This window comes from Actinocrinis sp., from assembly GCF_035946395.1.
Taxonomy (GTDB): domain Bacteria; phylum Actinomycetota; class Actinomycetes; order Streptomycetales; family Catenulisporaceae; genus Actinocrinis.
The window spans coordinates 1-20,429 of the sequence record NZ_DASYZI010000135.1 but is presented as its reverse complement, the minus strand read 5'-3'; the positions used below and the strand labels follow the sequence as shown (position 1 = coordinate 20,429).

15 protein-coding genes are annotated in these 20,429 nt (G+C 67.1%); 3 read left to right on the top strand and 12 right to left on the bottom strand.

Annotation, left to right across the window (positions count from 1 at the left end; genetic code table 11):
- Window positions 1–181 (top strand): hypothetical protein (locus VGS97_RS08575; protein ID WP_326852736.1); only part of this gene is annotated, 181 nt, incomplete at its 5' end.
- Here VGS97_RS08575 and VGS97_RS08570 read toward each other — a convergent pair.
- The 9 genes from VGS97_RS08570 to VGS97_RS08530 form a co-directional block, all read right to left on the bottom strand.
- Complete coding sequence (locus VGS97_RS08570) at window positions 168–1,418, bottom strand: IS630 family transposase (protein WP_326852735.1); 1,251 nt, start codon at window positions 1,416–1,418, stop codon at window positions 168–170. The two genes, VGS97_RS08575 and VGS97_RS08570, sit on opposite strands and share 14 nt — an antisense overlap.
- 475 nt (window positions 1,419–1,893) lie before the next feature.
- Entirely contained in the window at window positions 1,894–3,117 is a 1,224-nt protein-coding gene (locus tag VGS97_RS08565; protein WP_326852734.1) for a Zn-dependent hydrolase, read from the bottom strand.
- A 135-nt stretch (window positions 3,118–3,252) separates the two neighbouring features.
- The gene (locus VGS97_RS08560) at window positions 3,253–6,414 is read right to left on the bottom strand and encodes an amino acid adenylation domain-containing protein (RefSeq protein WP_326852733.1); all 3,162 of its coding nucleotides are present in this window, start codon (window positions 6,412–6,414) and stop codon (window positions 3,253–3,255) included.
- Window positions 6,415–6,726: 312 nt separating this feature from the next.
- On the bottom strand, window positions 6,727–10,230 hold the full coding sequence (locus VGS97_RS08555) for an AMP-binding protein (protein WP_326852737.1): 3,504 nt from the start codon (window positions 10,228–10,230) through the stop codon (window positions 6,727–6,729).
- A 5-nt stretch (window positions 10,231–10,235) separates the two neighbouring features.
- Complete coding sequence (locus VGS97_RS08550) at window positions 10,236–10,598, bottom strand: hypothetical protein (protein ID WP_326852732.1); 363 nt, start codon at window positions 10,596–10,598, stop codon at window positions 10,236–10,238.
- Window positions 10,591–11,400, bottom strand: coding sequence for a hypothetical protein (locus VGS97_RS08545; RefSeq protein WP_326852731.1), 810 nt, complete (start codon window positions 11,398–11,400; stop codon window positions 10,591–10,593). The genes VGS97_RS08550 and VGS97_RS08545 overlap by 8 nt, the downstream gene beginning before the upstream one ends.
- On the bottom strand, window positions 11,397–14,684 hold the full coding sequence (locus VGS97_RS08540) for an AMP-binding protein (protein ID WP_326852730.1): 3,288 nt from the start codon (window positions 14,682–14,684) through the stop codon (window positions 11,397–11,399). Before VGS97_RS08540 ends, VGS97_RS08545 begins: the two co-directional genes overlap by 4 nt.
- Entirely contained in the window at window positions 14,674–15,690 is a 1,017-nt protein-coding gene (locus VGS97_RS08535; RefSeq protein WP_326852729.1) for a TauD/TfdA family dioxygenase, read from the bottom strand. The genes VGS97_RS08540 and VGS97_RS08535 overlap by 11 nt, the downstream gene beginning before the upstream one ends.
- Complete coding sequence (locus VGS97_RS08530) at window positions 15,654–15,842, bottom strand: MbtH family protein (RefSeq protein WP_326852728.1); 189 nt, start codon at window positions 15,840–15,842, stop codon at window positions 15,654–15,656. Before VGS97_RS08530 ends, VGS97_RS08535 begins: the two co-directional genes overlap by 37 nt.
- Before the next feature lie 166 nt (window positions 15,843–16,008).
- On the opposite strand from VGS97_RS08530, the gene panD reads away from it, so the two are divergent.
- Together panD and VGS97_RS08520 are read left to right on the top strand one after the other, a co-directional pair.
- On the top strand, window positions 16,009–16,425 hold the full coding sequence (gene panD, locus VGS97_RS08525) for an aspartate 1-decarboxylase (RefSeq protein ID WP_349262049.1): 417 nt from the start codon (window positions 16,009–16,011) through the stop codon (window positions 16,423–16,425).
- Window positions 16,426–16,530: 105 nt separating this feature from the next.
- On the top strand, window positions 16,531–17,508 hold the full coding sequence (locus VGS97_RS08520) for a hypothetical protein (RefSeq protein ID WP_326852726.1): 978 nt from the start codon (window positions 16,531–16,533) through the stop codon (window positions 17,506–17,508).
- Window positions 17,509–17,552: 44 nt separating this feature from the next.
- On the opposite strand, the gene VGS97_RS08515 is transcribed toward VGS97_RS08520, so the two are convergent.
- From VGS97_RS08515 to VGS97_RS08505, 3 genes are all read right to left on the bottom strand, one after another.
- Window positions 17,553–18,497 carry a hypothetical protein gene (locus VGS97_RS08515; RefSeq protein WP_326852725.1) on the bottom strand — a complete coding sequence of 315 codons (945 nt, stop codon included), beginning with the start codon at window positions 18,495–18,497 and terminating at the stop codon, window positions 17,553–17,555.
- 48 nt (window positions 18,498–18,545) lie between these two features.
- Window positions 18,546–19,892 (bottom strand): DUF6002 family protein, encoded by a 1,347-nt coding sequence (locus tag VGS97_RS08510; protein ID WP_326852724.1) that lies wholly within the window; start codon window positions 19,890–19,892, stop codon window positions 18,546–18,548.
- Between the two features lie 60 nt (window positions 19,893–19,952).
- Window positions 19,953–20,429 (bottom strand): hypothetical protein (locus VGS97_RS08505; protein ID WP_326852723.1); only part of this gene is annotated, 477 nt, incomplete at its 5' end.

The window sequence follows — 20,429 nt, the reverse complement described above, 5'->3', positions numbered from 1 at the left end:
CGCGCTTAGTCCGCTGGGCCTCATCGCCGCCAGCGCTCTCGCCGAGGTGCTCGGTGCGCGCACGGCGCTTGCCATCGGAGGTGGCCTAACGGCGCTGACCACGATGATTCCATTCATACCTGGAGTGAAGGACCCAACTCTTGGCAAAATACGTGAATCACCTGAAATCAGTGCTTCCTGATGCCCAGCTTGGGCGACGGCCTCTCGGTGAGTTTCCCGTGATCGAGCGGAACACGGGGAGTCTCACCTGAACGGTTTGCGGCCGAACCACGCTCGCAGACCACCCTCTGTAGGGGACGCAAACCGTGTGTTACTAGTGCAGCGCTGCGTTGATCTTTCGGGGGTTTACGCGGTTTTGAGCGGGGAGCCGTCGTAGGCCCATAGGCCCAGCGGTAGGGCTTGACTTCGTGCTTGTCGTGGTTCAAGACGAACTCGTCGATGCGTGCGGCCAGTTCGTCGCGGGAGGCGAACTGGCCGCGGCGCGGCCGTCGCCTGGTAAGGGTCGAGAAGAACAGTTCGACCTGGTTGAGCCAGGATGCGTGCTTCGGGGTGTGGTGGGTGTGGAAGCGGGGGTGTGCGGCCAGCCACGCCTTGGTCTTCTTGACCACGTGCGGGGACCCGTTGTCCATGACCAGGTGGATGTCGGTGTTTTCGGGGATGCTCTGGTCGAGTAGGCGCAGGAAGCCGATGAAGGTCTCGGCGTTGTTCTTCTCGGTGCGTTCGGTGATGACCTGGCCGCTGCGCACGTTGAGTGCGGCGATGATGGAGACCGTGCCGTGGCGGACGTACTCGAACTCCCGCCGGGTGCGCTGGCCCGGGCGGCCGGGCTGGTCGGGGTGTTTGCGGGAGCGGGCGGTGATCCCGGTCTTCTCGCCCACGCTGATCACCACGGCGTTCGGCGGGCAGCCGCGGTACAGGGTGCACACCTCGGTGGCGCAGGTGAAGAACTGCGGGTCGGCCGGGCGGGTTAGCCAGCCGCGCACCAGGTGCGGTTTGAGGTCGACAGTGCCAAGGATACGTCCGATTTGGGAGGCTGAGACCGCCAGCCCACCCAGGCGCAGCCGCTCGGCCAGCAGCCGGTGGGTCCGGGTGCTGGCCGGGGCCGGCGGTATCCCGGTCGCGGCGGCGATGATGCGTAGCTTGTCCTCGGGGACGGCCGTGGCCGGCCCAGCGGGCGGGGCCGGTCGGCCAGCGCGGCCAGGCGCTCGGCGACGAAGCGTTTGCGCCAGGACCCGTACCGTGTCGATGTGGCGGCCCGTCTCGCAGGCCACGGCCGCATTGGATGCGCCGTCGGCCAGCGCCAGGATCACTGATGCCCGCTGCACCCGCCCGAACCATGCGACGCGGGAGGCGGCCAACTGCTCCAGTTGGGTGCGCTCTGCCTCGGTTAACTCGATCGCGAACGGACTGGCCAGCACTATCGCCCCACCCTGAGATCAGACTACTGATCCTCTGATCATCCCGCGGGCGGCTGCTGGATCGGGCAAGATAAGCGTCATGGCCAGCCAGCCCGAACAACGCTGAGACGGCAGCCCTTAAGCTACGTCTGACCGCCCACGCCCGGCGCTGGCCCCAAATCGCCGAGATCAAGGTCCGCTGGCGGGCCGGAGGGCCGGATACGCCTACATCGACACTGTCATCGGCGGTGACGACGAGAGCGACCTGCAATTGTGTCGGCTAAAAGACACCGGCCACCCCGAGATGTGGGGCTTCGCGCCATTCACCTACAGCAACGAGCGTTACCAGGACAACACCCTGCCCACTGGCCTGCCATTCGGCACCCGGAAGACGCCCTGGACTGCGTCTGCGGCCTCTACCTCGGCGACCCTCTCGCCTGACCGAATAGACCCCCGAAGAATCAACGCGGCGCTGCACCAGCGGTGGGACAGCCGCTCAGCACCTCGGCTGGTCGTCAACGGCCGCTACGACGTCGAGCAGTACCTGCGCGCCGGCGATGAGGTGCGCCGACTCGGTGCGCTCGCCCGGGCTGTGGCTCACACCCGCGACGCTAGGGACGAAAACCATCCCCACCGGGCCAAGCATGGACAACACCTGCGCATCGTGGCCGGCTCCGCTGGGAAGCCGCAACGCTCCGAGACCGCGTGCCGCTGCGGCGCGTTCCACCAGCGCGACGAGGCAGGGATCGCAGTCCACAGCGGCGACCCGGCTGACCACCTTCAGTTGCGAGCGCGTGCCCCTGCGGTCATCGACCGCGGCAACCACGGCGACCAGCGCCGACCAGGCGGCCTCAGATCGGGCGTCGGACATGTCCCGCAGGTCGACGCTCAAAAGCACTCGGCCCGGTATGGTGTTGCGAACATTTGGCGCGACCCTGATGTGACCACAGGTGGCCACCCGGACTGCGCCGTCGAGAGCCAGCCGCTCGATCGCCAGCACGATCTCGGCCGCGGCGGCTAGGGCGTCCTGACGCAGCGCCATCGGTGTGGTCCCGGCATGGTTGGCAGTGCTGCGGACGTCGATGGCGCCAACCAGCTGGCCGGTGATGCCCTCGACGGCACCGACCACCGTGCCTGCGGTGTCGAGGACCGGCCCCTGCTCGACATGGAGCTCCAGGTAAGCCTCCACCGGGCCCATGCGTGCCGTCAGCACATCGGCACCGAGCCGTGCCCGTAGTGGGACGCCGTCGTCGTCGGGGCTGTCGAGCCAGGCCGGCTCAAGCGTACCTGCGGCGGCGCGACTGCCGACCATCCCGGGCGTCGACCGGGCACCCTCCTCGTTCGACCACGCTGCGACGACGAGGTCGTGCCGGAGCCGGCCTCGCAGCGACTCCGCGACCTCTATGGCCGCCACCACCCCGTAAGCGCCGTCGAGCGTGCCGCCCATCACCACGGTGTCGAGGTGGCTGCCAGTGAGCAGCGGCCGCGGCAGGCCTGCGCTGCCGGGCAACGTCCCGAGCACATTACCCGCCGTGTCAATGCGAACCTGCAAGCCCGCCTCGCGCAGCCAGCTGCCGACCAGTGCCCGGGCGGCCTCGTCCTCGGCCGAATACGCCAGCCGGGTCACGCCGGGGCCGGGCGCCGAACGCGCAGCCAGCTCGTCGAGGCGGGACAGCAGCCGGACGCCGTCCACCCGCAGCTCAGCGGCCGGGGAGTTCACGAAGCCTGATCTGGGCCTGGCAGCGGCGCCAGTCGCCGAACGCGGTGCCCCAGCGATGGCACCGGGTCCGGGCTCGCCGGATATGGCGGTTTTTTTGGCGAACATCAGTCTTATCAACAGTCCTATCGTCGGTGGTCACGAGAACTGGGCGGCGTCCCCCTCGGCCGGCAGCAGTTCCTTGACGACCCTCGCCAACTCGCCCGCTGTCGGGTGGTCGAACAACTGGCCGACCGACACCTCGACGCCGAATGTGCCGTTGACCTTCTCAAGAGCCGTCAGCGCCATCACCGAATGGACGCCCAAGTCGAAGTAGTTGTCCGCGACGCCCACGTCCACGCCCAGTAGTTCGGACCAGATCGCGGCGACAGTCCGCTCGATATCGTCGCGCGGAGCGACCCGTACTCCGTCCGGGCCGATCCGGCTCTCGCTCAGCGGTGGGAGTGCAGTGCGGTCCAGCTTGCCGTTGGCGTTGAGAGGCATGCGGTCCACCCGCGCGAACACGGCCGGGACCATGTACCTTGGCAGCCGCTGGCGACAAAAGGCATTCAACTCGCCCGCAGCCGGCAGCGCCGCGCCCTCGCGCGCACGGAGATAGCCGACCAGACGCCGCTCTCCCACGGCATCGATGTCGACGACCACCACCGCCTGCTCGACATCGTCGTGCGACGCCAGGCACTCCTCCACCTCGCGCGGCTCGATCCGGTATCCCTTCACCTTGACCTGGTCATCCGCACGGCCCACGAACATCAGCTCGCCGTTGGGGAGGTACCGCACGAGGTCGCCGGTATGGTACAGCCGCCCGCCCGGCGCTGCGGCGAAGGGATCGGGAACGAAACGCTCAGCGGTCAGCCGCGCTTGGCCCCAGTAGCCGCGGGCGACGCCGTCGCCGCCGACGTAAAGCTCACCGATCACGCCGACCGGCACCGGCTCCATCCTTGTGTCCAGGACGTACGCCGTCGTGTTGGCCATCGGCCGCCCGATCGGGACGACGCCACGTGAGCGCACTACCGTGTCGTCGGGCTCGCCGAACGTATTGGCCACTGTGATCTCGGTCGGGCCGTATTCGTTGAGCAGCCTGCTTTCCCGGTCGACTTCGCGCCAGCTCGTGTATAGGTGCGCTGGGAAGAAATCAGCCCCGACGACCAGCACCGGCGCAAGTCGCGACGCGTCCTCCGGTTTGAGCTGCGCGTGCAGCAGCGCAAGGTGGCCAGGCGTCATCTTGATGAAGCTGTACGGTGCGCCGCGCAACAGGTACGACCCGATCTCCGTCTGCCTGCATGGCGGCACGACATATAAGGTCTGGCCCATCAGCAGCGGCGTGAAGATGTTGGGCACCACCATGTCGAAGGCCAGCGAAGAAAACAGCGGCGCACCACCATCACCAGCGCTGGCGTAGCCACGCATGCAGGCAGTGACGTAATTGAGCAGCCCACGGTGAGTGATGCAAACGCCCTTGGGCATGCCGGTCGAGCCCGAGGTGTAGATGACGTAGACAAGGTTGAGCGGGGCGGCCGCCCTTGGCGGGTTCTCGGCCGAGTACGCGGCGATCTGCGGCCACTCACTGTCGAGGGCAACGGTCCGGCCAGTGCCGGCGAGCGGCGAGTGGTCGCGCGACGCCTCATCGGTGATCAGAATCCGTGTGTCAGTGTCGCGTAGAACGAACGCGTGCCGCTCGATGGGGTCGTCCAAGTCAAGCGGCACATAGGTGCCACCGGCCTTGACCACCGCGAGCAGTGCGACGATGAGATCCAGTGAGCGCGGGAGGCGCAATCCGACCATGACCTCCGGGCCGACCCCGTGCTCGCGCAGGAAATGCGCCAAACGATTGGCACGCTCGTTGAGCTGGGCGTAGCTGAGTCGTTCTTCAGCGAACCGGACCGCTGTCGCCTCCGGCGTGCGCAGCACCTGCTCCTCAAACGCCGCCCCCAGCGTAGTGTCATCGGCGTACGGCGCGAGCGTGGCGTTCCACTCCTGCGTCACACGCTGCCGCTCGCGCATACCGAGCAGGTCCAGGTCGCCCAGCCGTCGTTCGGGATTGTCTGCGGCGTCCACCGCCACAGCTACGAACGCAGCGACAATTCGATCAATTGTGGCGTTGTCGAAGAGGTCGGTCGCGAACTCCGCCTGCGCACTGAGGCCGCCCGTGTCCGTCGTGTAACAGCACAAGGCCAGGTCCATTCTGGCCCCGGCGATCTCGACGAACACGTCGGTCGCCTCGATCCCGTCGAGCCGGGGCGCCCACGCCGCGGTGTCCCGGAGGTCGAACGACACCTGTGTAAGCGGCGTCCGGCTCGGGTCGAATTTCAGTCCGATCACGTTGACCACAGACGTGAACGGCAGGTGCTGGTGGGCCGCGGCGTGCTCGACGCTGCGGTGCACACGCTCGGCCAATTCGGCAAAGGTAGGGTCGCCCGTGGTGCCGGCGACCACCGGGACCTGGTTGCAGAACAGTCCGATCGACCGTTCGACTCCAGCCTGCGAACGAGCCGGGAGGGACGTGCCGAGTAGGAAACGCTCCTGGGCGCTGTACCGCGCGAGGACCACTTGCCAGGCCGCCGCCAACAAGTCGAAAAGCGCCACGCCACGGGCTTGCGCCAGTTTCTCCAGGCGCGCAACCACGGCAGGCGCCAGCTCGCCGGTCGCCACCTCGCCGCGGCCGGTGCGTGCTGGTGGGCGTTGCCGGTCGCCGGGCAAGTCGAACTTCGTCGGCTGGACGGCCAACTCACTCGCCCACTTACCAAGCTCGCCGCGGACTTCGTCGGTGTTCAACCAGTTACTCTGCCAAGACGCGAACACCCCATACTGCGTCACCACGGGCGGCAGAGCTGGCTCGGCGCCACGCCGGAACGCGTTGTATGCCCTGGAAATCTCGTCCGTCAAGAGCCCAAGGGAGGTATGATCAACCGCAATCTGGTGGACGACGAGCAGAAACCGATGGTCGCGGGGGGATACGCGGATCAGACAACACCGGAAGACAGGGTCGTTGCGCAGGTCGAACGGACGCCAAACCTCTTCCTCGATGACTTGCTGCGCGCGCGCAGGCGCATCGATCGTACGCATGACAGTGCTGTCGTCCGGTGGGTAAACATACGCGCGCAGCCCGTCCTTGCCGACACGGTATCGTGTCCGCAGCACGTCGTGCCGCGCAACGACCAGCTCGATTGCGCGACGGAGCGCATCCTCGTCCAACTCTCCCGCGAGTTCCGACAGGAGTGGGATGTTGGACGCCGCGCCGTGCGGCGCCGTCTTGTGGCCAACCCACGCGCCCTCCTGCGCAACCGATAGCGGGTATCTCATGGAGCCTCCTCCTTCACCTGCATGGTTATCGGCCCATGAGTCGCAATGGCCTCACACATGTCGCCCGCCCGCGCAATCGACGCACCATACCCGGACGCGCCCTCGAACCGCTGGCAGACGCCTGTGACAGTGACGTGGACCATGCACCGCGCGAGCCCCACACCTGGCAGCTTCAACAAGGCCTCCTTCGCCGGCCACGCCCAAGGCGGTTCGGCCACATCGCCCTGCGGGGTGCTTGGGACCGGCGGCGACCATCGCCGGTCAGCGGCACGCTACGCGGCCACGACGTCGAACCCTGCGTCGCGGTTCTCCTCACGGCAGCGGGCGGAACATGGCCGCGCGAATCGCATCGAGAAGGCCAGGCGCGGCGCCCGTGGGACAGTGGAGGCCCCCGGCGAGCGTCGGCCCGTCCGTCCAAGCTTCGAGCGTCAACTCGAACGGATCGTCGGTGGCCGGGAGTGTGACGCGCTCGACCGTGCAGTTGTCGAGCTGTAGCACCGGTGACGTCCCCGGCTGCATCACCATCATCGCCTGGGCCAGCGGGTGACGTGCGGAGCGCCGCGTGCGTGCCGCGTGGGCTATCTGGCCGAAGGGCAGCAGCGAGTGTGCGACCGCTGCCATTGCCGCCGAATGATGGCCGGCTACGCCGAAATCGTCATCGAGCGGCCGCGCCCGCACCGGAACGATATTCACGAAGAATCCGATCGTCCGATCGAAGGCGGCGTGGTGGCGCCCGGCGACGTTGAGCCCGATCGCGAAGTCGTCCGCGCCGGCGACCTCGGCCACTGCGCGGGCGTAACGGTGCAGGAGCAAGGACAACATCGACGCACCGTATGCCTTTGCGATCGTCGCCCAGTTCCCCGCGTCCTGCGCATCGAGCTCCCAAGGCAACATGCGCGGCGGGCCATCGGAGCGCGGCGGCGCGAGCGGAGGTATCGACGGCAGGCCGGCAAGCTGCGCGACCCAGAACTCGCGCAGCTCATCGCCGACCTCTTGGAGCGTGTCCAGGTACCACCGGGTGTAGGAGCGGTACGTCGGCACCTCAGGCACGAGGTCTGCGTCGCCAGCGCCGTCGAGGGCACGTCTGTAAGCCAGTGACAAGTCTTCCAACATGATTCGCTCGGACCAGCCGTCGGTCACCATGTGGTGCTGCGTGATGACTAGAATCGCCCCGCCGTCACCCGTGATGAGGCGGGCCCGCGTCAGCGGTTCCGCCGTGATATCCAACGGGCGCAGCTCGGTGCTTGCGACCCGCGCGGCTTCATAACGAAGGTCGTCCCAGCGGTTGGTGGCAGCCGAGTGTTCCAGCGCGAAGCCCTCCACCGGCAGCACGACCTGTCGCGGCGGCGATTGATGGATGTCAATGATCGTCCGCAGCCCCTCATGAGTCGCGACGACCGCGCGCCACGCCCGAGCGAGCGCTGCCGGGTCCAGGCGGCCCTCGATGAGGTGGGCGCACTGGACAATCGACCCGACGCCTCGCCGATCAGTGAGGAAGGCGACAAGTTGGCCCTCTTGCGGCGGCGAGATCGGAACAGCGTCGTGCGCCGCGACGGCCTTGGGCACTTGCGTGTACCGCAGGCCTCCCGTGGCATTGAGCACGGACGCGAGTGCGCGCGGGGTCGGCGACTGTACGACGTCGGCCACCGACACGTGCCGCCCAGTCATCGCCCCTAGCCGCGCGGCGAGGCGCGTGGCCAACAACGAGTCACCGCCGCGCCCGAAGAAGTCATCGTCCTCGTCCATGGACAGCAGCGACAAGACGTCGGCCATAATCGCGGCGATGCGCTCGGCGTTGAGCGGGCCCGCGTTCCCGTTGCGCGGTGTTGGCCGGGGAGCCGACGAGCGATCAAGCTTTCCCGTCATGGTCAGCGGCAGCTTCGCGACCATCTCGATCCGGCGCGGCACGATCTGCTGCGGGACGCGCGCGCCCAGCCACGCGCGCAGCGCTTGATCGTCGATGCCGTCGCCGTCATCGGGCACGACATACGCGTGCAGGCCGTCGACTGCGCCGTGGGCATCGCGGATCGGCCACACGACAGCCCGGCTCACCTGCGGGTGGCTTTGCAGGAGGTTTTCAATCGCGCTCGGCTCGACGCGTACACCGCGGACCTTGAGCTGGCTGTCTGCGCGGCCGCGGTAGTAAAGGCGGCCGTCGTCACCGAGAAGCCCGAGGTCTCCGGTCAGATACGCACGCACGGTCCCGCCGTCCGGGTTCGGCAAGTCCACGAAACGCGCCTTGGTCTCCGCAGGCTGACCGAGGTAGCCAAGCGCTAGTCCGAGGCCCGTCACCGCCAGCTCGCCGACGCACCCCACTGGGCAGAGGTGGGCACTGTCAGCCTGGTGGGCGATGACGAGGACACCCGTCTCCGTCGGTGGCGTGCCGATCGTCAGCTCGTCTGCGGCCTCCTCCGCAGTCGGCGCGCACTCCGCGAGCGATGCGAAGACCCCGCACTCGACCGTCCCGTAGCCGTTGACGATGCGTAGCGCCGGATGGGCCGCGTGCAACCGCGCGATGTGGGGTGGACTCAGCCGCTCACCGCCCGACATGATCAAAGAGAAGCCATCGAAGCACGCGACGTCCTCATCGATCATCACGTTCAACAGCGACGCGGTGATCCACGCCATGTTGGCTCCGCGCCGCACCGCAGCTCGGATGGACTCTGGCGTGGGGTTCGGGCCTTGGTGCAGGATCAGCGTGCCGCCCGCGATCAGCGTTCCCCACGTCTCGAACATGGCGCAGTCCCACTGCACGGGCGAGGCCGCCAGGCAAACTGTCTCGGCGGAGAACATACGGAAGCGGTCGTTGTCGAGTAACCGAGTAAGCGCAAGGTGCGGCAACATCACGCCCTTAGGCATGCCTGTGCTGCCTGAGGTGAACATGACGCAGGCGGGGTCGTGTGCGGTGCGCGGGGCGTCGGCGAGCGCCGTAGCCCGTGGTCGGCTCTCCTGCGGCGCACGGACCTCGACGCCCAGAGCGTGCTCGGACACGATGAAGCACGGTGCCAGCCGGTCGAGCGCCAGGCGTATCTGCTCGTGCGGGGTCTGCGGATCGAAGGGCGCATATACAGCGCCAAGGCGCAGCACGGCGAGGCATGCCCCGATCGCAGTGAACGAGCGTGGCAGCACGACGGCGACGTGGTCACCAGCAGCGCACCCCTGGTCGAGCAGAAGCTGTTCGATCCGCGCCGCCGTCTTGAGAAGTTCCGCGTAGGTATGCTGGTCGTCGCCGTCGATCACTGCGATCCGGTTGGGATGGCAGCGCGCCGTATCCGCCACCGACTCGTCGATCCGACGCCGCGGCGCAGCGGGTAGCTGCGTGTGGTTGAGCGCCGCATACGCACGGTGGTCACGCGCCGAGAGGGGCGGCGGCGCAGACGCACCAAGCGCGAACCACGTAGATACATGCGCAAGATGGTCAGCAAGAGTAGCCAGGAACCCACTGGGCAGCCCCGGAGGGGTCGCGAGGAGCGTGGCAACGGAGCAGCCGGGCGCGACGCGCAGCGTCACGTCGCAGTCCCAGGTCCCTGCGTCTCGCCGAAGGCACGATGTGACGCACAGTTCGCCGTCCGGCATCTGCGGTTCCAGTAGCGTGGCCGGGTCGGGGTACGCCCCGACCTGTAGCTTCGCCGCCCAGCCGCCCGGACCCCCGAGCACGAAGTCGACCGCCGAGGCGTCTGCGTGCGTCGCAAGCACGAACGCCCACGCAGCGAGCACATGATGCACCCGGACCCCCGGCTCCAGGGGGCACGCCCACTCTTCGCAGCGCTCAGCGGATGCCGGCAGCGGGATCGGCCACCACGAAGAGCCCAGCATTGTGGTCACGCCCACGACGCCCCCCGCAGGCAGAGGTGGTCTGCCAGTTCGCCGGTCTCGGGGTGGTCCACCACCTCGTTGAACTCCACCTCGCTTCCGATCCGATCGCTGAGCGCCTCGGAGAAGAGCGCGATCTCCAGCGACGTCACGCCAGCGTCCCAGTAGTTCTCACCACGCGCTGGCGCGCTGCGTCCGATGTCCCCCCAAGCCGCCTCCACCAGCGCCCGCATCTCATCCGCGTCACGCGGCACGGCAGAAGTGACCGGGTCGCCGCCCCCGCCTTGGAACGCCGCGTTCGCCTCGCGAATCCTCTGTCGCGCGAGCGCCTGAAGGTCCTCACTCTCTCGCGCGGCACGACTGTCAGACATACGCGGTGACCACAGCCATAGAGTCATGCCACCAGTAATCGCAATCGTCCGGCGGCCGTAGGCCGCGCACCACCTCGACCTCGAACCGAGAGAAGGATCGCAGCAAGGCGCGCTGATGACGACGCGATAGTGAATCCACCTCGTTGGTGTAGTACACCAATCGGCCGCGGTCCGACAGGTGGCCCGCGGCCATCGCGAAGAACGTCTCGGCAACCGTCGCGTCCCGGACCACGACGCGCTCGAACTCGGTGTCGTCCACCGGGAAGGTGTCCATGAAGATACCGTCGAAGCTCCCCAGCTGCGGCATCACATCCTCCCATGAGCCCTCAAGGATCACGGTCGGCGTCGTCGCGGTTTTGCTCCAGCGCCGCGCCGCCGCCGCGACCTCGCTGTTGAGTTCAACAACCGTGTGACGCATACAGGCGCCGTCGATCATGCCCGCGGACAAGCCAAGACCGAAACCAAGCTCCAGCACGTGGCCGCCACCCTCGCACACACGTTGCGTCATTCGCTCCATCAGTGGCGCCTCCCAGTCCTGCATTACCGACTGCCCGGCAATCTCCAACGTTCCGTCACGGACGCTCGCCGCCCGTGTCCCCCACGCGCCTTCCTCGATCGGTGTGCGCTCACGGCCCATGACGAGCGTCCCGGCATCGGCATCCGCGCGGGCAAGCGCCTCGACCAGCTCGTCCACAGCCCGGTTGACCATCCACACTCGCTGGCGCTCCGTCGGTGTGCGCACGTAGTCGTCACGCAAGAGCACATCGACGTCGACACTCCGCAAGTGCCGGATCACCCTCATGCAGTGAGCTCCTCTCCTCGAAGCACTTCGATCTTGCCGTCATACGTCACCCGGCCCTTAAGGCCGATGTTCACCGAGACCCCCTCGCCGTTGGCCGGCCAGTCGCGCCGCGCGACGCCAGAAGCCGCCTCCTCCAGGTCCAAGCCACGCACCCGGGGGTGAAGCCAGCCGATCGCCCCAGGCGGCAATACGCGCCCATAGTCATCGAGGACCTGAACCACCCCATCGCGCCTGTCCTTCGCCGGCGCTGCTCCCATCTCCCCCACGCGGATCTCCGGATCGCGCCCAGCCCTGTCAAGACAAGCCGTCAGCATTGCCTCGAACGCCGCAATCAACGCTGGTGAGTACTTCGCACGCCGGTAAACGAGGTCCCATTCCCAGCGTTCCTGCCACACGCGCGGAATCAAGAAAATGTCCATTGTCGCGCCGCGAGGCGGTGTCACCTGCGGCACCAGGCGGCAGTCACCCAGGCTGATCGACGGCATGGCCTCGGGCTCTGGGAGCACCAGTGCCTGCACGAGCGCGGCACGCCCCGCGAGGCGACGGGCACCAGCCGCATTCACGACATCGGCCAGCGAGACCCGCGACCAGTCCTGCAACCGCTCGATTCCCCTCGCGACCTGCGTGACTACGGTACCTATAGTCGGGTTCGACGTCAGGTCAACAACCAGCGGCAACGTGGACAGCAATGGCCCCACTGTGTGCTCGGTGTTCTCGGTACGCTGGCTGACGGGTACTCCGATGACCACCCGCTTCTGCCCAGCAAAGCGCGCCAGCGTGATGCCGAAGAGCGCACACGAGACCGCATAGAGTGTCGTACCGGACCGTCGCGCAAGCGCTTTCACCGCTTGCATCCGGTCATCGGTCAGTATGAACGGGGCGACTACGCACTCCCAATCTGCCGCATCCGCGGCCGCACCCGGCGCGTCCGGCCATGGGCTCGACACTGGGCACGGTGCGCCGAGAGTTGCTACGACTCCCTCGACCTCACGGGCCTGGCTGTCGGCCTTCCACGCGGCCTCCGCCTCCGCGACATCGATGAGTGTCGGCCGTGGCACAGAGTCCTCACCACGCCACGCCTGCTCAAGAAAGTGCAAGAACAACGCGGTTGACGCCTCGTCTATAGCGACGTGGTGGAACGCGAACGCTACGACGTCGGCTCCATTGGCACGTCCGACTGCGACGCGGACGACGTCGGCAGCGGCCAGATCAAACGGTGCGTCGAAGAAGTCGGCCAGCGCCACTGGGTCGTCGCGCAGCTCGGCGACCACCAGTGCCCGCTCGCGCTGCTCCTGCACGAGCGTGCCCTTGGAGGCATACACCGCTGTCCGCAGGGTCGGCTGCGTGGAGATCACGCGGTTGACCGCACGCTCCAGCTTCGCTACGTCGAGGACGCCGTGTAGGTCACAAACCAGCGGCACGTTGTAGGAGGTGCTGCGCGGGTTCTCGCGGCGCTGGAGCCACATGGCGGTCTGTCCCGCGGTCGCCAAACCGCTCGTCTGGCCAGATGACACGAGCGGCTCGGCGGTTGGAGCGTCGCCCAACCCGTCCTGCGCCGTGACCTCCTCCAGTACATACCGCAGGGTCGGATCGGCCAGGAACGCCCGGCGGCTGAGGACTGTGTCACACCGCCGCCGCAGTTCGGTGATGAACCGGGCGACGAGCAACGAATGGCCACCGAGATCGAGGAAGCTGTCGTCCGGCCGCGCCTCGGCGACGCCGAGCATCTCACACCAGAGCGTGGCTGCGGCGACCTGCGCGCCGTGCAGCACAGCCGCCTCCGCCCCCGCCTCCGGTAAGCGAGCGCCCGCGCCCCCCACCACTCGCTCGTTACCAACCACGACCTCAGATGGCAGCGCGTACTCGGGCAACACTCGTGCCGCTTCCGACAACATCCGAGCCGCCAGGTCTTTCGCGGGACGCTCGCCGTGTTGCGGCTCGATGTTCGCAACGACGACAGTCTCGCGGCTGCCATCCACCCGTGTTGTGACGCGTACCGCTCGCACACCGTCCACCGCTGCCAGGACGGCTTGCACCTCGTCGAGGTCGACGCTGAAGCTTCGGACCTTCACCCGTCGGTCAAGGCGCCCGAGCAGCCGGATCGTTCCATCTCGCAGTCGCACCGCCTGATCGCCGCTGCGATACATCCGCTCGCCGAAGCCACCGAACGGCGATGGGGAGAACTTGGCGGCGGTCAAGCGCGGATTGGCCGCGTAGTAGCTCGCCAGTGACGGTCCGGCCATGACCAATTCACCCGTCTCGCCCACTTCGGCCTCTGTAAGGTCGGCCCGCAGAACGTGCGCGCTCATCGGCCCGGCCGGGGCGCCCATGCGCCCCTCGCTTAGCAGTGCTCCGAGATCCAGCGGCCCTGCGATCGCCGACGTGATGGCTTGCTCAGTGGACCCATACATGTCATATACGTCGCCGCCGACGCCGAGCGCTTGCCACTCTGCAATGGCTGCGGCCGGCACGACGTCGCTGCCGACGCCCACAACGCGCAGCGCAGGCAGTATCCCGACCACGTGCCCATCACGTAGCGCAGCCAGCCAGGCCGACCAGAACGTCGCAGGGAGATTCAGCGTGGTGACCCGTTCCGCCGCCAGGAAGTCCGTGAAAACCTGGAAGTCCGCATACGCGTCTTCGGCCATGGCGATGGCGGTCCCGCCGGCAGCCCAGGCGGTCAGCAGCTCTTCGAGGCATATATCGACGCCCAGCGGGGCGAATTGCAGTACGCGGTCGTTCGAGTCAAGCCCCAGCGTGGAGGCCGTCTGCACCACGCTGTCCGCCAGCGCGCCGTGACTGGTGACAACGATCTTTGGCGCACCGGTCGTACCAGTCGTCGTCGCGGCGTAGGCGCTCGCACCACGCGGCAGCGACGGTGCCGTCGATCCTGCTGAATCAGTGTCCCGCAGTCGCTCGCCGCCCGGCCCCGGGACCTCGTCTCCTAGCACCGTGACCGCACACAGCTGCGCTTTCAGCTCGTCCCGTCGCCCCTGTGGCCATTCGGGGTCAACGAGTGCCAGACAGCATCCGGCCCCAAACACACCGAGCGCAGCAACAGCAAACCGCTCGTCACGCGGGCCCTCGTACACGACGAACGTGTCCTCGCCATCGCGGAGCTTCACCGTCGCACGCAACTGCGCAGCCAGTGCGATCGCCCGCGCGTACAACTCCTCATAGGTCAACGAGCAGCCAGCGGCCTCAAAGGCAACCGCGTCCGGTGTTCGGCGTGCGTGCTCGCCGACGAGGTCGACCACAGTCCGCGCAACCCGGTCAATCGCCATCGTCGGCGCTCCTCAGCATGGAATCGTGCCCCGCCTGATTTGACCGCGTGCGGCGTATGTCGCGGGAGATCGTCACCCGCTTGAGCCAGCGGTCGGCGCCGTCGTAGCGCGGAACGAAGCTGTCCCGCGAGTGGACCGCCCGCATGTTGTCCACCAACAGCACGTCGCCGGGGCCGACCACGACGCGCCGCATCGTCCGCTCCACCACCGAGTCGAGCACGGCAAGGGCGTCTTCGACCTCAGGTGGCAGGGGCCGCTGCAAGAAATGCGGGTCGAGGCGGACGTAGGGCATGCGGCGGTCTCCGAACAGCGCCGGCCCAGGCCATGCTCGCGCCTCACCCTCGAAGGCGAGGTCAGGCATCTGAGTCACCGGCGTCACGAACAGTGCGTCGAGCCGTGCATCCGGAACCCACTCCCGCGCGCAGCTGACACCTGTCTTCACTCCGTCCCGGTTGCGCAGGCCAAGCAGTCCAACGTAGTCCGCCGGGTACTGCTGGAAGGCGTCCTCCGTGTGCCAGGCGACCGCCTCTCGCGAGCTGGAGTTCAGCTGGCAGTTCTCATCGGCCTTGACTGGCACGATGTCGTTGACGAGGCGACCGTCCTGCTGGCCCTCCCAGCCGAAGGCGTGCCCCAGGCACCCGGCGAGCAGCAGAACCTGCACGTCCTGCGTGCGTGTAGCCCGCTTGTCGGCCACACGCCAGTCAGAGGGGGTCGGCAGGAGGCCGATCTCATCGACGTCGAGCCCGTGCACGATCAGGCAGTCCACGGGTTCATCGGAGCGCAGGAGCATAAGGTGCGCAGCGAGCCGTGCCGGTATGCGCTTGCGGCCCGTATCCAGCGCCTCGAACAGGTCCGCGCCACACGAGCCGACGTCCACGGCGTCGCACACCTCGGCGGCGATGGCGCGTAGCTGGCCGGCCTCCTGCGGTCTGAGGTTCAGCTCGACGACCGGAGAAGCACCTGAGCCCATCAGCCTCTCGCCGACCGCGGTCGCAGATCGGTCCACACTCGTTCGACGTGGTCAAGGGCCGCCGCATACGTCATCCCTCTGCGAACGGCCGACCAGCCCGGCGGCAGCTCTCTGTCATCTGGCCAGATCGAGTATTGCTCCTCATGATTGACCACCACGAGGAACTGGGTCTCGTCGTCCGCTGACACGACCTTCCCGCCCTTTCCGGAAGCCCACGGTCATGACGGTTTCCCAACGTAGCAGAGTTTTAATTCACTGCCTAGGTTGTATTTCATGACACGGCGAGCTACGGTCACACGTGAAGTGCCACAGTTAGCAGAGCTCTCAATCACGTCAATTTTAGGAGAGGTCCAAATTAGAAGAACAATGATGCGCTCGAAGATCCATCGCGCGACCGTCACAGCCAGCGACCTCAATTACGTCGGCTCGGTGACAGTGGACATCGGACTGCTCGAAGCCGCCGACATGCTCCCGAACGAGCAGGTCACGGTCGTCGACATCACCAACGGGGCGCGCTTCGAGACATATCTCGCCGAGGGTGAGCGCGGATCCGGCGCCGTCATAATCAACGGGGCGGCCGCGCGGCTCGTGCACTACGGCGACATAGTGATCATCCTGACTTACGGTAGCTATGAGCAGGCTGAGCTGGAGACTTACGCCCCCACGATCGTCCACGTGGACGAGTCCAACCAGCCGATAAGCGAGGACGAAGCGGCCAAGCTGGTCGACAACCGCGCCACCCACCCTTCAGTGCCTCGGCTCGTGAGGTAGGTCCCTGCGATCGTATCCCCCACTTCGATCTGCGTCGTTGGCACCGGCACGTTCGCAGCTGGACTGTGCGCAAGCTTCGCGCAGCAGCAGCACCTGTCCGCGACGTTGACGGTCGCGGCGCGGGCGCCCGCCAGCGCCCATGCATTGGCAGACGCGACAGCGATCCGAGCGTCGTCGGCCGGCATCCGGCTGGCCGTCGGCGCCGAGACCATATCGCTGAGCTCCACAGAGACCGCCATGGAACTCGTCGCGCGCCTGATGCCCGACGTGGTCGTCCACGTCGTCTCCCTGCAATCGCCCAGCGAGCTGCACGGCAGTGCCAGCGCCTGGACAGACCTCGTCCGGGAGGCGGGACTGGGCATCACACTGCCGCTCCAAGCGGTCCTGGCCGCACGGCTCGCCGCTGCGGTCGGCCGCGTCCGGCCGCAGTGCCTTTTCGTCAACGCCGCGTATCCAGACAGTGTCAATCCCGTGCTGCGGCAGCTGGGCCTGCCAGTCTTCTGCGGGCTGGGGAACGTGACGGTGCTCGACGCGGCCGTGCGGGCCAAGCTGTCACTGACAAGCGAGTCTGATCTGCGCATCATCGGCCACCACTGCCACATGTCAGCGAACCATCGCGGACCCGAGGCCCGTGCATGGTCCGGCGGATACGAACTGCCTGACACCGGCGCGCTACTCTCCGCAGTCCGTGCACTCCCGCGCGCGGTCACCAATTCGATCGCCGCGACCTCCGCCGGCACATTCTTGCGCAAGCTCGTCGCCGATGAATTGTTCAGCGCCAGCGTTCCAGGGCCACATGGGCTTCCGGGTGGCTATCCCGTGACAGTAAGTTACCGTGAAATCTCGGTGAACCTTCCCGACGATATCCCGATCGGCGAGGCCGTGGCACTCAATGAGGCATGGTCTGGCGCTGAAGGTGCATGGGTGACATCTGACGGCGAAATTCACTTCTCCGAGATTGCGGCAGACGCACTCGCCCGCCACGGCCTACACGATGTCGCTGGTGGGTTCGCGGTGACAGACCTCGAAGACGCTGCAATCGACCTGGCTGAGTTGCGCGAGAAGCTGCGAGCACGCCGCTGATCCCCGCGCGACGCTCATGACTCGCTGCCTCATGACTCGCTGCCTCATGACCCGCTGCGCATCATCTGTCGCGCATTGCCGACCATGGCGGGCAGCGATCCATCCCCTCCAACGGCGTTATCGGGACTGAACAGCCACGTCGCACCGACCCCACAGCGCGCGAGAAGCTGCTTGGCACGGCCGATCCGGCGCGTGACGCCCGGGTCCGCACCGTCGAAGAGCAGACCCGCGATGTCCCCGCTATGTGCGACCTGTAGCCCGGCCGCGCCCACCGTTGCGGCGACTTCCAAGAAATCATCGAGCTGCTGCACTACCAGATGCCGATTGGAAATCTCCGCGCTCGCACTTGCCACTCGCCCGAGTCCCGCTGCGTCGCCGTCCCGGACCGCCGCAGCGAGTTGGCTTCGCAGGAGCGTAAATGCGCGCCGCTCCTCGCTTGAGTACTGGATCGGCGGCCGTGCGATCGTGTCCACCCCTCGGCTGTCCGGCGCGCTGTAGAAGCCGAGCACCTGCAACTGCGGCAAGCTGGGGCCCAACTCCTCGATCACCAAGCCCACGCGCTGGGCGAACAGCACGGGCTCCTCGAACATGATCGGGTCGGCGGCTATCTCGGCGGCGACGGCAAACCTGGCCAACTCATGCGGCGTGATCGCCACTTCCAGGAGCGCGCAGACGGCACGGATCGTCGCGACCACGTCTGCGCTCGACGAGCCGAAGCCGTGGCCGACCGGGATCGTACTGAGGATGCGCAGCCGAAGGCCCATCCGGGTTGCGTCGAACGCCTCCAGTGTCGCGATTGCCGCCGCTTTCGCCTTCGCATGCCCCCGCATCTCCCCGACCACGCCGGGCGCCTGGTCGACCTGCTCTACCCAGGCCTCGCTGATCAGATCAGGGCACGGCAGCGTCACCAGGCCATAGCACTCGCCGGCTGGCGTGCCTCCGGCGTCGAAGTAGCCCTGGATAATCTCCCCATGGTGGCCTATACCCATGCCGTAGCCTACTCGCCGCAACACGACTCGTCCGCTCCGGCCCACGGCTCAGGCGCTCGTCAACCTGCACGCGCTCATTACCGCATCGGCGATATCGGCCGAGGACGAGACGTGCGTGAGGGAGTCCTCAGATCGGGTACCCACGTCGTCGGCGCCGTAGTAGCCGGAGCCATGGATCACGATCTCGTCCTCCTCCACGAGCCCGCGATCGATCGCGTTCATGGCGCCGGCCAAAGCCATGATCATGGCCCATTCGCGCACATCGTCTGGACGGGCGATCGGCCGCACATGGGTGTGCGCTGCGAGCCGTTCCATCACGTCGTCGTATCGGGACAGACACTCCTGCCGCGAGACGACCATGCCACGGTCGCGTGCGCCGGGCAGCCAGTCTGCGATCCGCTCCACGGTCGGAGGGCGGCGGGTGTAGAACGTCGGCTCAACGATCTCATGCAGACTCTCGACCGTTGGCGGGAAATACGTCGACTCGTCCTGCCGGTAGACGTTCGTCGCGGGGTCGTACGAGTAGGCGGGCAAGTCGACCTCGTCGATGCGGCCGGTGTGGCTCCACAGCACGAGGTCAGGCGTCGCAAGGTGCTGGACCATCAGATAACGCGCAGGCGCTCCACCACCGCGGATCTCGGTGCCGAGCGCATGGCCGAGGAAGCCGTAGGCGCTGGAGACCGCGTGCACGTGCAGGCGCGGGTTTTGCGGGACACCCCACGCATCGGCCTCGGCGAACGCGCGGATCACATCGGCGACCATGTAGTTGTCAACGTGCAAGCTGTCCCACACGCGGACGCCGTACTCATCCAAGAGTCGCTCAGCGTAGTTGTCGACGAACCCGTGCACCAGCGGCTTGACCCCTTCACGGTCCTCGCCGCCATATACGCAGATCGGGTTCAGCCTCTGTAGGTCTGCGTCATCGTCAAGAACCGAGGCCCAGACCTTGGGGAGTCCGGACGCGGGGATCACGACGCTGACCCGGAGCGTGCTCGGCGTGGCCAGCCCCACCTCGTAGGCATGACTGACTGCATCACGCAGCGCACTGGCCTTGTTGGCGGCCGACGGCGTCACCAGCATGACCGGCTCGCCGGTGACACGCGTGTGCTCTACCGCGCGCAGGATGATCGCAAGCGACCCGAAGGTCTTGGTCGTGCGCGTACCGGGGTTGCGCGTGAGATCGAGGAACAGCAATTGCTTTCCACGGTACTCGCCAAGGTCGTTCAGCGAGAGACCGGTGGCAGCGGTAGTGTCGCCCGGCAACTCGTCACGGGTCGGAAACCGAAACGGCGGCGCGAATCGCGTCGTCTCGGCCAGGACGTCCAGGCGCCGCGCCTCTGCACGGTCGAGCGCCTCCCCTATGCCTGTCCAGTAGCGGTCAAAGGCGTCCTGCACAATCAGTTCCGCTGGCCGCAACTCGCGTCCCCTTTGATTCGTCCGGTTTCACCAGACCCACTAGATGCTGGTCGGCTCGACTATGGGTACTGATACCCCGAAGGCATCTTCGAGCAAACCCCGGGCAGCTACTGCATCCGGAAACGTCGCCACGGCATCCTCCGCCTCCCCGAGAGCTGAGGCGGCGAGGTGCGTGAACCAGTCGCCGTAGCGCTCCACGAACTGCTCGACATTCTTGGGCGACAGACCCGAGAGTGCGGGGTTCTTGCCGATCCCGGCACGCAGAAGCGCCACCGCTTCGCCGACCCAGCGGTCCAACGCTGCCGGCGTCATCGCGGCTGGGGCGAAGGTCTCCGGACGGCCGCCGCACAGTGTGGAGCACGCGACCCGAAATTCCTCCGCAAGGCGTGCGGCGGTCACGGGCTTGGGATCGACAACGAGGCCAACCGGCTGGCGCCCCCGCTGGCGCAAGTCGCGCACCACGCTGTTGACCAAGCCGAACGTGGAACAGTGGCCGACGACGGCCAGCGCCACGCC

Bases quoted from the DNA above. Each gene is read 5' to 3' on its own strand.
- VGS97_RS08560 (WP_326852733.1), bottom strand. From the start codon at position 6,414: ATGAGATACCCGCTATCGGTTGCGCAGGAGGGCGCGTGGGTTGGCCAC.
- VGS97_RS08555 (WP_326852737.1), bottom strand. From the start codon at position 10,230: ATGCTGGGCTCTTCGTGGTGGCCGATCCCGCTGCCGGCATCCGCTGAG.
- VGS97_RS08550 (WP_326852732.1), bottom strand. From the start codon at position 10,598: ATGTCTGACAGTCGTGCCGCGCGAGAGAGTGAGGACCTTCAGGCGCTC.
- VGS97_RS08545 (WP_326852731.1), bottom strand. From the start codon at position 11,400: ATGAGGGTGATCCGGCACTTGCGGAGTGTCGACGTCGATGTGCTCTTG.
- VGS97_RS08540 (WP_326852730.1), bottom strand. From the start codon at position 14,684: ATGGCGATTGACCGGGTTGCGCGGACTGTGGTCGACCTCGTCGGCGAG.
- VGS97_RS08515 (WP_326852725.1), bottom strand. From the start codon at position 18,497: ATGGGTATAGGCCACCATGGGGAGATTATCCAGGGCTACTTCGACGCC.